The sequence below is a fragment of the Vibrio qingdaonensis genome, assembly GCF_026191675.1.
Lineage (GTDB): Bacteria > Pseudomonadota > Gammaproteobacteria > Enterobacterales > Vibrionaceae > Vibrio > Vibrio qingdaonensis.
Map to the genome: position 1 here is coordinate 1 of NZ_JAKRRY010000012.1, position 12,380 is coordinate 12,380.

The 12,380-nt window shown below is 44.6% G+C and carries 8 protein-coding genes and 1 pseudogene; 5 read left to right on the forward strand and 4 right to left on the reverse strand.

What is annotated here, in order from left to right; all coding sequences use genetic code 11:
- A pseudogene (locus MD535_RS10630) lies at window positions 1-267 on the reverse strand (diaminopimelate decarboxylase family protein); the annotation flags it as partial.
- 709 nt (window positions 268-976) lie between these two features.
- Between MD535_RS10630 and MD535_RS10635 the strand changes: the two are divergent.
- The 3 genes from MD535_RS10635 to MD535_RS10645 all read left to right on the forward strand — a co-directional run bounded on the left by MD535_RS10635 (window position 977) and on the right by MD535_RS10645 (window position 4,525).
- The gene (locus tag MD535_RS10635) at window positions 977-1,912 is read left to right on the forward strand and encodes a bifunctional enoyl-CoA hydratase/phosphate acetyltransferase (RefSeq protein ID WP_250616992.1); all 936 of its coding nucleotides are present in this window, start codon (window positions 977-979) and stop codon (window positions 1,910-1,912) included.
- A gap of 38 nt (window positions 1,913-1,950) precedes the next feature.
- Complete coding sequence (buk, locus tag MD535_RS10640) at window positions 1,951-3,015, forward strand: butyrate kinase (protein WP_265675017.1); 1,065 nt, start codon at window positions 1,951-1,953, stop codon at window positions 3,013-3,015.
- Window positions 3,016-3,148: 133 nt separating this feature from the next.
- Window positions 3,149-4,525: an aldehyde dehydrogenase gene (locus MD535_RS10645; protein ID WP_265675018.1), complete on the forward strand. Its 1,377-nt coding sequence runs from the start codon at window positions 3,149-3,151 to the stop codon at window positions 4,523-4,525.
- Window positions 4,526-4,666: 141 nt separating this feature from the next.
- On the opposite strand, the gene MD535_RS10650 is transcribed toward MD535_RS10645, so the two are convergent.
- Window positions 4,667-5,548 carry a LysR family transcriptional regulator gene (locus MD535_RS10650; protein ID WP_265675019.1) on the reverse strand — a complete coding sequence of 294 codons (882 nt, stop codon included), beginning with the start codon at window positions 5,546-5,548 and terminating at the stop codon, window positions 4,667-4,669.
- Window positions 5,549-5,895: 347 nt separating this feature from the next.
- On the opposite strand from MD535_RS10650, the gene MD535_RS10655 reads away from it, so the two are divergent.
- Both MD535_RS10655 and MD535_RS10660 read left to right on the forward strand, forming a co-directional pair.
- Complete coding sequence (locus tag MD535_RS10655; protein ID WP_265675020.1) at window positions 5,896-7,149, forward strand: MFS transporter; 1,254 nt, start codon at window positions 5,896-5,898, stop codon at window positions 7,147-7,149.
- A gap of 400 nt (window positions 7,150-7,549) precedes the next feature.
- Entirely contained in the window at window positions 7,550-8,782 is a 1,233-nt protein-coding gene (locus MD535_RS10660; RefSeq protein WP_265675021.1) for an MFS transporter, read from the forward strand.
- 111 nt (window positions 8,783-8,893) lie between these two features.
- On the opposite strand, the gene MD535_RS10665 is transcribed toward MD535_RS10660, so the two are convergent.
- Window positions 8,894-10,066 carry a DUF1887 family protein gene (locus MD535_RS10665; RefSeq protein ID WP_265675022.1) on the reverse strand — a complete coding sequence of 391 codons (1,173 nt, stop codon included), beginning with the start codon at window positions 10,064-10,066 and terminating at the stop codon, window positions 8,894-8,896.
- A gap of 287 nt (window positions 10,067-10,353) precedes the next feature.
- Window positions 10,354-12,345, reverse strand: a complete 1,992-nt coding sequence (locus MD535_RS10670; protein ID WP_265675023.1) for a methyl-accepting chemotaxis protein — start codon at window positions 12,343-12,345, stop codon at window positions 10,354-10,356.
- Window positions 12,346-12,380: the final 35 nt, after the last annotated feature.

Genomic DNA, 12,380 nt, shown 5'->3' on the forward strand with positions numbered 1-12,380 from the left:
TTTAACACGACGTAGGTTGTTACGCAGTGTGTCTTCGCTTAGCACGAAAAGCGGGCTACCGTATTGCTCGATAAGGTCAGTGGCTTTACAGCCTCCGATTAGTAGGTCGTCGCCTTGAGTGCTTAGCTCGTCAGTAGGAGTAAGGATGTTCTCTAGACGCTCAGCGTAGTTCATTGTTGCTTTTTGCTCTGCAAGCAATTGTTTTTGCTCTTCAAGAACAGTGCTTAGGCGATTTACGCTTTCTTCTAGGCGGTTTTGATATTTCATCTTCGACCCTTATTGGTAGTCAACTTTATATGTAATGAGATTCAGGCACTTAAGGCCGAACGCTCTTTATTGTTTCGTTGATATTCAGTCTAGAGAAAGTCGCGTTTAAAGCACTTCACTGAGCGTCAATAAATCTTACGCTAAAAGGGGAATTAGAGTTGCAAACAAGAGGTGGGTCATTCACGAGGTGAATACTTGTGTCGCCTAACACTGAGGTGGCACTAATAAAAGTGGTGAGCATAATAGGTATTGGCGGTAAAAGTGACGAGGTAAATAGCACAAGGGTTAAATACTCTAATAAAGTTACTAGCGTGTTACCTTTATTTATAAGTAACTTACCACCAGTGCTATTGCTCTTACTGGATCGAACCACGTTAATTCTTGTTTTAATATTAATGACGTCATATCGCTTTAATTCAGTGAAAGTGTGACTTGAATAACGATATATAACAGTGATCAATGTTGATTCACCTGAATTATAACGGTTCAAGTGAAGTTACGGTAAAACGTTCAAAAAAATTGACTCTCAGTGAAGTTAAAACCGATACCAAGTGGGCTAAATTAATTCCATCCTTTGAAAGGAATGAAAATTAAGCCGATATATTGCTCCACAGTATTAAGCGCTTTATTCCTGATAAGAATCTATCGAAATAGATAAATAGAGAGCTACATATTGAGCTCGTCTATCTAATTAAAAGGTATCGCCCCTATGTACAATAAAGACTTCTTTATTAAGCAAGCTCAGAAATTCGGTAAAAAGCAACGCATGGTTGTTGCAGCAGCTCACGATGATGCAACATTAGATGCAGCGAATAATGCATTTAAAGAAGGTATGGCTGACGTCATCCTTGTTGGTGAGCGTGCGCTAATCAATGCAGCGGCTGAGAAAGCGAACGTTGACTTGGCTAATTTCGAAATCATTGAAGCTGACGGCCTTGAAGCAACTGCAGCAGCAGCTGTAACAGCAATTGCTGAAGGTAAAGGCGACTTACTAATGAAGGGTCTAATTGACACTTCAATCCTTCTTAAAGAAGTACTTAAAAAGGAACACGGTCTACGTACCGGCAATGTTCTTAGCCACGCAGGCGTACTTTTCAAAGAAGGCGGCGATAGCTTCCACGTATTTACTGATGCAGCAATGAACATTGCTCCAACACTTGAGCAAAAGAAAGGCATCATTAAAAACGCCGTTCAACTTGCACACTCTGTTGGCATCGAAGAGCCAAAAGTAGCGAACCTATGTGCGAAAGAAAAGCCGTACGACAAAATGCCAGCAACGATGGACGCCGCTGAACTTCAAAAAATGAACCAGAATGGTGAAATTGAAGGCTGTATCGTTTCAGGTCCTATCTCTCTAGATATCGCCGTATCTCAGTATGCAGCAAACCTCAAAGGTTGTACCGATGCGGTTGCCGGTCAAGCTGACATTCTAATGGTTCCAAACATCGAAGTAGGCAACGTGTTTGCTAAAGCACTTCAGTACATGGCTGGTTTCAGCATGGCGGGTGTTTTACTTGGTGCTCGTATCCCAGTTGTTCTCGTTTCGCGTGCAGACGGCGAAGCTGAGAAAACCGTTTCTATCGCGCTTGCGTGTTCTGTTGCTGCTCTAAGCCAACAGAAAGAAGCTGCAGAAGTCTCTGCGTAATTACAAATAGAAAGTCACTAATTCAGGTTAACGAAGAAATGAAAATTCTAGCTATCAACCCAGGTTCTACCTCTACAAAAATCGGTGTTTTCGAAGGCACTACTGAGCTTTTCGAAAAAACGCTACGTCACAGCGCTGAAGAATTAGCGCCATTTGGTGCGGTTGTTGCACACCAAAAAGCGTTCCGTAAAGAAGCAATTCTAGCGGCACTTGAAGAAGCTGGCGTTAAAGCGTCTGAGCTTGCAGCGGTAGCATGTCGTGGTGGCGTACTTAAGCCAATCGCTGGTGGTACTTACAAAGTTGAAGATGCCGTAATCGCAGACCTTCTAGAAGCTCAAATCCAACATCCAGCTAGCCTAGCTGCGATCATTGGTAAAGAGATTGCAGACGAGAACGGTATCGACGCGTTCTTCACTGATGCGCCTGTTACTTACGAGCTATCTGAGCTTGCATCTTTCTCTGGCCACAAAGCGATTAAGCGTAAGGGTCGTTTCCACGCACTTAACCAAAAAGCTATCGCTCGCCAGTTCGCTGAAGAGCAAGGCAAAAAGTATGAAGACGTAAACGTCATCGTATGTCACATGGGTGGTGGTATCACTGTTGGGGCTCACATGGGCGGCCAAACTGTTGATGTAAACGACGCAGTTTCTGAAGGTCCTTTCACTCCAGAGCGTTGTGGTGACCTTCCTACTCGTGAGCTTATCGACCTTTGTTTCAGCGGCGAGTACTCGCACGCAGACATGAAAGCATTCATCCAAGGTAAAGGCGGCGCATTTAGCTACACAGGTAGCATCGACATGCGTGAAATCGAAGAGAAAGCAGAAGCTGGCGATGCTGAATTCAAGCTTGTTACTGACGCAATGGCTTACCAAGTGTCTAAGCAAATCGCTTCTATGGGTGCAGTGTTCGGTGGCGAAGCTATCGACGGTATTTTGCTAACGGGCGGCATTGCTTACAGCAAGTACATTACGGCTGAAATCGCTAAGCGTGTTGCTTTCGTAGCACCAGTGAAAACGTACCCAGGTGAAGTAGAGCTAGAAGCGCTTGTACTAGGTACATTGCGTGTAGTAAACGGCGAAGAAGCTGCTCAAACTTACGCGTAATAAAAACTGACGCTTAATAAAATGGCAGCGCTTAATGATTGAGCGACGCCTAACTAAATAAAGATTAGAGCAGGCTCTAGTGCCTGCTCTGCGAAAGTGGACAACCACTTAATACTTTACAGAGGTAATAAACATGTCTTTTGATATCGATAATGCACAAGGTGTATTCACAACTGTTGAAGCTGCAATCGCTGCAACTCACAAAGCTCAAGTAGAATTCTACGCAACTTCAACTAAAGAAGGTCGTGAAGCAATCCTGACTGCTATGCGTGGCGCGGTTCTAGCTAAAGCTGAAGACTTCGCAAAAATGGTTCGTGAAGAAACGAAACTTGGCCGTGTTGAAGACAAAATCGCTAAGCACCAACTGACTGCTGCTAAGACTCCAGGTACTGAAGTTCTAGAAACTAAAGTATGGTCTGGCGACAACGGTATTTCTCTAGAAGAGCGCGCACCATACGGTGTGATTGGCGCGGTTACTCCAGTAACTAACCCAACTGAAACTATCGTTAACAACGCTATCTCTATGCTAGCATCTGGTAACGCAGTAACGTTCAACGTTCACCCATCTTCAAAAGTTGTTTCAGCGGTTATGATTGACATGCTAAACAAAACTATCGTTGAAGCTGGCGGCCCTGCTAACCTAATCACTATGGTTAAAGAGCCGACTCTAGAAACGCTTAACGAAATCGCTAAATCTCCACTAATCAACATGCTTGTTGGTACAGGTGGCCCTGGTCTAGTGAAAGCTATCCTACAATCTGGTAAAAAAGGCATCGGCGCTGGCGCTGGTAACCCACCAGTAATCGTTGATGCTTCTGCTAACCTAGACCTAGCAGCTGCTGGCGTATACGGCGGCGCATCTTTCGATAACAACCTACTTTGTATCGGTGAGAAAGAAGTATTCGTTGAAGACGCAGTGGCTGACGAGTTCCTAGCTAAGCTAGAAGCGACGGGCGCATACGTACTTTCTGCTGAAGAAGCTGAGAAGCTAACGGCACAAATCCTGACTATGGACGAAATTGACGGTGCTAAGCCTTGTACTGCTCAAGAAATCGCTCGCGTATGGCACCCAGTTAAGCAACACGTAGGTCAAGACGCTGGTGAAATCCTGAAGTCTATCGGTGTTGAATCTGACACTCGTCTAGCGGTAATGGTTGTTGAGAACGATCACCCACTAGTACACGTTGAGCAAATGATGCCAGTACTTCCAGTGGTTCGTTGTGCAAACATCGACGAAGCTATCGAGCGCGCAGTAGCGGCAGAGCGTGGCAACAAGCACTCTTCTTGCATCTACTCTGGTAACATTGAGAACGTGACTAAGTTTGGTCGTGCAATCAACACAACTATCTTCGCTCACAACGGCCCAACACTATCTGGTGTAGGTTACAACGCTGAAGGTACGTCAACGTTCACTATCGCTGGTCCAACTGGCGAAGGCATCACGAACGCACTGTCTTACACTCGTGCACGTCGTTTTGCTATCGCTCAAGGCGGTCTACGTATCGTTTAATCAATTTACCCCGATTGATGACAACGAAAAAGCCGAAGCATTTTGCTTCGGCTTTTATCGTTTAAGAGGGGAAGAGCGGTTCTATGGTTCTAGGTTCTAGGTTCTAGGTCAGAGTGGTGCCTGGTTCCTAGGTGGTGTCATCTAGAACAAATCGTAAATGCCTTCTTCTATTCCGTCGATCAGTGATTGGCGTGTCTCAACTGTGTGATCATTCGGGCGCGACATCTCGCCAAAACTTTCGAAATACATTCCGTTGGGGTGTTTCACCACAACTAAGTGTTCTTGCCTTAATTGATGCTTTACCAATGTTTCAGGAATAATCGCCCATCCTAAGTTATCAACAACGGCTTCTAATACCTCTTGGTGGTTAGAAAAGCTAATTGTGCTACTTGAAATTGGTCGGAAGTCCTCGTGGATCTCTTCAAATAAATGCGACAAAACGATTTGGCGATGAGCACTAATGTCAGTAGACGTGACGTTATTTAATTGCGCTAAGGGGTGCTTAGGAGAGCAGACCGCCATCATTCGAATTCGATGTAACGAGCGAACTTTGATTTGAGGATCATCACCAGAGCTAAAGACTAACCCGTAGCCAAGTTCGACATGCCCATCTTTTACTAGCGTTGGAATATCCGCGCTTGACGCTTTGATGGCCGTTAGTGATAAATGGGGAAAGTTGTCCGATAGGGCAACGAGCTGCTGACGCCAAAAGGTAGAGGGTAGCGTATCGTCATAGGCAATACGTATTTTGTCGCTGTCCCCTTGGCGAAACTGTTCTGCTTTGGAATATAGGCTTTCCGCCATGTTTAATATATTACGGCAGTCGGGAAGTAAGGCTTGTCCGGCGTCGTTGAGCACGAGCCTATTACGGGTTCTTTCAAATAGTTCAACACCAAGCTCATCTTCTAGACTAGATAGAGCCATGCTTAGTGAAGTGCGGGTCTTGCCCATCATGGTGGCAACTTTGGTTAACGAGCCATGTTCGGCAGTTAATGCAAATACGCGCAGTTTAGTTAGGTTCATAAGGTAGGCTCCAGCCTTAAATGTAGCGATATTCTGATCCGCTACTATTATTTTTATCATCTCTTTTTAGAGTATAGCAATATTGGCACTGAGTGAAGCGTTATGTTGACAGTGGCGTCCGGACCCTATATCACTTTATAGGTAGAGTCACTATGATGAATTTGATTAATAAGCTTACCAATTAAATGGCTATTAATTTGGCTTTGATGATAACGATAAGCGCCAGATTATAAGTTCAAAAAACGAAATTGTTAAGCTTACTTATAAAGTGTAAAAAATGGATTTTTTTTTGCGGTTTATTTTTGTCTATTCACACTACATAGTGATTTACCTACGAGGTCTGTAATATGTTGAAAAAACTTGGCTTAGAAGGCTGGTTCTCAGCGCATTTTGCTTATGGCATAGTTCAAATCGTATTTATACCAATGATGGTGCCGTCTTTTATTCTTGCGCGCACGGGGAGTGCGACTCAAGCCGGCCTTGCAATGGGGTTATTTGGTATTGCGGGGTTATTAGCGCCGTTAATTGGTTTAATGGCTGATAAATTTAAAGCACACCGACTCACACAGGCATTAGGCTTGATTGCTTATATGCTAGCGGGTGGTTGTTTTGTCATTGCTGGCGAAAACTTCACATTAATGGCGGCCGGTTCTGTACTTTTTGGTGCTGGCTCTGCGATTATGCTGATGCTTAACCCTGTATTTATTACCTTTGCTGGTCATGATGCGAAAACAGAAGCTATGAAGCTGGGGCGTATGTCTCAGGTTCTGATTGTTGGCTCTTTGCTTTCTGGTATCGGGCTTGCAGCAGTCACTGACGCAGGCTGGACGTACGAAGCACGTTTCATTGCGATGATTATTGCGGTAGCGGTACTTTTCGTCATCACCATTGCGACTAACAAGGCCGCCGCTCAACGCATTATTGATAATGCAGATGCGATGGCAGCAGAGGCGGCGAAAGAAGACGCACCGAAAGTGAGCTTATTTAAAGTCCTATTTTCTAACTTCGGTCTGTTTTTAGTTGCGGTTGGTATTTTATGTGCTGGCCAAGGGGCATTTCAGGCTCAATATCCAAACTTGATGGAAAATGGCTACGGTGTAGCACAGTCTCTATCTGCAGCAACCTTGTCTGTTGCCGCTGTACTTGGTTTGTTCGTTCTAGTACTTGCTGAAAAATTTGTTGCCAAATATGGCTCTATTAGCTTGTTTAAGCTGTGTGCTGTAATTTCTATCGCGGTGATTGGTGCGCTTTACTTCATTGCTGAAGCCGCTATGGTTCTACCGTACCTCATTCCACTGGCTTTGGTGTTAGTGTACTTACAAGGCATTACTATTACAGATATGATTTCTCCTGCAATCGCAGCTCGTTTAACACTTGTTGGCGGTGGTTACACTCAAGGTTTGATGATGTTCTTTATCTCACTAGGTTTTGGCTTAGGGAGTGTGGTAAGTGGTGTAGCCGTTGATGGTTACGGGTGGTCAGCGCTTCCTCTTGCTATATTAGGATTGACGGTCATTTCTTATGTTTGCATCTTGATCGTTGCTAGTAAGCAAAAAAAGCAATTGGCTGATGAGCAAGCAAGTCACCAAGCTACGGCTTAATACTTAATACTTAATACTTAATACTTAATACTTAATACTTAATACTTAATAGCTAAGTAGCTTGTGAGAGAAAAGCGTGGTCTTATGACCACGCTTTTTTTTTGATCTAACGAAGGCATATGCACACCGTTAGGTTAGCAAAGTGTTTTTAGTGTGCGGTTAGTGTTAATTTATCGTTGGATTATGTTGTGTCGGGGTTGTGGGTTATGTAGGTAACATACTAATCGTACTAGCGCGCTTCCCTCGTGTTACTTCTATGGATAATAAAGACAATTATAATCGCGATCATATAGAAGATGGACCGCTTTGATAGTGGGTCTGAATTAGTATTGTTCGTCATTTTTGTTGTGCGGTTTATTCGCCGTTACCTAAAGTGGACAATGACATTAGAGGTCGTAACATGTTGAAAAAACTCGGTCTAGAAGGGTGGTTTTCTGCCCATTTTGCATACGGTATTGTTCAAATCGTATTTATTCCTATGATGGTTCCATCATTTATTCTGGCCCGGACAGGTAGTGCCACTCAAGCTGGTCTTGCTATGGGCTTGTTTGGTCTCGCGGGTCTATTCGCTCCTCTTATCGGAATTCTCGCCGACAAATTCAAAGCACATCGTTTAGCGCAAGGTTTAGGCCTAGTGTCCTACCTACTGGCAGGTGCAGCTTTTTTGGCAGCAGGTGAAAATTTCGCATTTATGGCGGTGGGTTCGGTGCTATTTGGTACAGGCTCTGCGATTTTGTTGATGCTTAATCCTGTGTTTATCACGTTTGCTGGCTACGATGAAAAAACGGAAGCGATGAAATTGGGCCGAATGGCGCAAACGCTTATTTTTGGTTCTCTGATTTCTGGAGTTGCGTTGGCTGCGGTTACGGGAATGGGTTGGAGTTTTGAATTACGTTTCATTGCGATGATGGTTCTTGTCGCGGTATTGTTGGTTGTAACAATGATGAGCAATAAGCAAGCCGCTCAGCGTATTGTTGATAACGCGGAATTAGTTGCTCAGCAAAATCGTGAAGATGAGGCTGAAAAGGTCGGTTTCTCTAAAGTACTATTTTCTAACTTTGGTCTGTTTTTATTGGCGGTTGGACTGCTATGTGCAGGTCAAGGGGCCTTCCAAGCCCAGTATCCGAATTTGATGGAAAATGCATACAGCGTTGCACAATCAATGTCGGCTGCGAACCTTTCAATTGCATCTGTGCTTGGTCTAATCGTTTTAGTCGGTGCAGAAAAATACGTCACCAAGTTTGGGGCGTTGAGCCTGTTTAAGCTTAGCTGCGTAGTATCGATTGTTGTGATCGCAGGTCTGTACTTTATTGCGGAAGCTGGATTGTCTATTGGTTTTATTATCCCACTGGGTCTCGTTTTAGTGTACCTGCAAGGTATTACTGTGACGGATATGATTTCGCCAGCTATTGCCGCTCGACTGACGTTTGTTGGAGGCGGATTTACTCAAGGGTTGATGATGTTCTTCATCTCGCTTGGCTTTGGTTTAGGTAGTGTCGTAAGTGGTATTGCTATCGACGGTTGGGGATGGTCGGCGTTACCTTTCGCCATTCTTGCGCTTACGGTTGCCGCTTATGTGTGTATTCTTATTGTTGGCATTAAGCACAAAGCGACCGCAAAAGTAGAATCTTAAGGTAATCTATTTAAGGCTTAGCCGAGAATCGATGCTTAAAAGTGAAAAAGCTTGGTGATATCACCAAGCTTTTTTATTTGGAGCTTTTTTATTTGGTAATAGATGAAAACATTACGACAACGCTGTTTGTTCGTCTGCACCACCCGCGCCTTTAAACCATAGGCTTAAATGGTGTTTAAGTGACTTGAGTTCGTCAGGGCCAATAAGCGCCAAACCAAGATCTTCTGCTCGAGTAATGTCGTTGTGTCGCAACGGGCGGAAGCTCACCAGCATTGCTCGTGCTTGCAACCCGCCTAATAGATCTCGTAAAGATTCAAGTTTATACAAGGTGTCATCACCATCATCGCGCATGCCTTTGGTTTTACATTCAATGATGTGCAACTTGTTGTTTACCACCGAGGCGACATCAAGCTCATTACGCACTTCTCGCTCGCCCAGTTGACGATAAACTTGAACGTTGAGCGAACGGTCTTGGATGGTTGGCATGTCATCTTGGATCTGCCTCACGGTGCTATGAACCAAGTTTTCTAGCCATTCCCCGTTAGAAAAACGTCTTGCATCTTCACTGATAAACGTGAGTACACCGTTCTCGTAAGAGGCGATTTCCAGATCAACCAGATCACTGATGAGCATGTTGAGTTCGCGATACCCTTGTTGTTTATCAGACAGTTCGACATCCAGTTTTTGTTCTTTGCGACATGTCGTCGCTAGGTAGTTAAGGGTGGCTAAGCCCGGGCCTAACTCAAGCGCGTTGCCTGCCCAACGTTCGCCAAGGGCATACAGTTTTTTATCCAGCTGAGGTGGAATATCGTATTCGGTGAACTCACCGCGAGCACCAAACACGGTGAGGTAATCTTTGATAGTGATATGGTCTTGAACTTGTGCGTCTTCCGCGCCTTCCGGGTATAGCCAACACATGCGGTCGCTACTCGGCTCAACAACAAAAATTGGCCAATGGTAAGTTCGGAATACTTCGTAAACAGACAGCAGTCGGTGCCTTAGCCCACAACTGGCATTGAGTTTTACTTCTACGTTTTTTTCTTTCAGTGTTCTCGCGAGTTCAAGTACTGACTGCTTGATTGCAGAGGTGTTGGCAACATTCGGTATTTCGAAAAACTCAGAGGTAATTTCGCGTTGTGCTAGTACGGAATGCAGCCGCTCAAACATGTCAAACTGCGACTTATCACCAATAAATATGATGTGCCGACTTACCGTTCTATCATCTAAAAGTGGGGTGACAAGACGGATAGGGTCTTGGTCAATGATGCCAACATGAACAGCCATAATAATTCCTTCAACGTTTGGCTTGCTGAAGAAGTAGGAGAGAATGACGCCTAAGTCATTAAAAAGTGGAGCAAGCCATACCCAAGATATAACGTCGCTTGATGCAAAAAACAAGGGCAGGCTTGTCGGAAAGCATGCCCTAGAACAATATTTAACGTGTTTCTTACCAAAATAAGTGTCGTTCTCGATTAAAACGGCGCAAACCTGGTGCGCTGTTGTGTGTTTAACCTCACTTTGGTCGTATCGTTTAAAACTAAAACTAAAACTAAAAGTTTAAAGCTTAAAGTTCAAAGCTTAAAGCGATGAACAAGCTCTCCTTGTTGGTTTGCAAGGCTTGTCAGGCTTTCGCTTGTCGACGCAATTTGCGACATGGCTTGATAGCTTTCATCGGCGATATGATTGATTTGTTCAATGTTTTGCGCAATGTCTGCTGTTGTTTCACTTTGCTCCGCGGCAGCCTGAGAAATGTGCGTGCTCATTTGGCTAATTTCCATAATCAGCGCCTGAATTTCTTCCATTGCACCATTGGCGCTAGAAGCTTGTTCAACTGAAAGCTCCATATCTTGCATACAACTTTCGATCACCTTCCCAGCACTTTTTGAGCTACTCTGCAAGTTGCTAATCATGGTTTCGATTTCACTGGTAGATTCGGTGGTTTTTTGCGCAAGCACACGGACTTCATCTGCGACAACGGCAAAGCCACGACCTTGCTCTCCTGCTCGTGCCGCTTCTATTGCTGCGTTAAGTGCGAGCAGGTTGGTCTGTTCGGCAATATTACGAATGACATCTAAGATGCTGCCAATGTGGCTGCTCATTTTTTGTAATTCGCCAACCGCTTCCACCGACTCGTTCAGTCTGACTTCAAGTTGGTTAATGGTGCTGATATTGGTGCTCATAATCTGGCGACCAGATTCAGATGCTGTTTCAACTTGGTGTACTTTTTCTAATGAACTTTGTGCGCTGTTTGCGACCTCTTGTACCGAATGGGACATTTCAGTCATCGCGGTCGCGACATTCGCGGTTTGTTCCCGTTGGGCACTTAATTTATTTTGTGCGTTACTCGAGGTGCTTTGATTGTCACTTGCTGTCACGGTAAGGTTATCTGAGGCGTCGTTTAGTTTAACCAACACATTATGTAGGCTATCCGCCAGTGTATTGATGTGGTTACCTAAACGGCGAAACTCGTTGTTATATTTCACATCTATGCGCTGGGTCATGTCACCTTCGGTCAGGCTCTCCAGTGCTTTCAATGTACTGTTGAGCGGTTGGCGAACGCTTTGTGCAATATGGTACCCAATGCCAATTGCGATGAGAGATACCAGCAAGCCAATGCCGATTGCTTTAATAACGCCTTCGTCGTATACCGTCCCAGCTTCAGACAGTGAATAGTTGAGGTTGGCGGTGGCGGTATCGCTAAAACCGTTGAGTGTGACCATAGCGCCGTCCACTTCTAGGGCGAGGTTCTCAATATTTTGATATAGAGCGGCGCGCGCAATCAGGTAGCTGTTATGCTGGTCAAGTACGCCCCCTTTTTTACCCACATCCTTACTAAACTGCTCGACAGATTCATCAAACACTTTTTTTAGTTCTGGCATTTGCGTCACGAGTCCGCGATAAGCGTAGTTTAGGTGCGTGACCGCTTTGCGGTTTTTATCAACGGCTTGCTGAACAAATTCAGTATCACTGCTTGCTAGTGCATCGGACGTAATCAACTCGGCGTCTTTTAATTTAATAAAGTAGCTTTTTGCCATGACTTTGACTGAGATACTTGAAACGTCGTCTACGTACTCTTTCATGCCAACGGACAAATCAGAATGAAGTTTTTGGAAGCGACGGGTTGATTGCTGAACCTGCTCCTGAGCGATAAACATGGATTGATAGTTATCCATGGCTTCTTGCGCTTCTTGTCCATAGCGGGTTTGTACATCACGTAATTCATCAATTCGCGTTTCTAGCTCGGGCACGTTAGCACTGGCTTGTGCGAGTTGCTCTAGTACAGAGCCAAAGACTTCCATGGATTCAGAAAACTCGCTACGTCGCATTGCCATGCGCTCTTCATTTTGTGTGGTGAGAAAGTCTTTAAACGACTTATCGGCAGAAAGCAGCTGAACGCTGGTTTGGTTGGAAAGGGATACCAAAGGTAAAGATGTTTTGGATACGGTGCCAAAGTATTGGTGTATTTGACTCATTCCATTGAGCATTATTGCGATAGTTATAACAAAAAGAATGACGATGAGTGTAAACCCAGCGTACATCCGCCTAACAACTGAACCCTGCATACCTGTTCCCTCTTAGTGTCTTGCAGCAAGTTAAA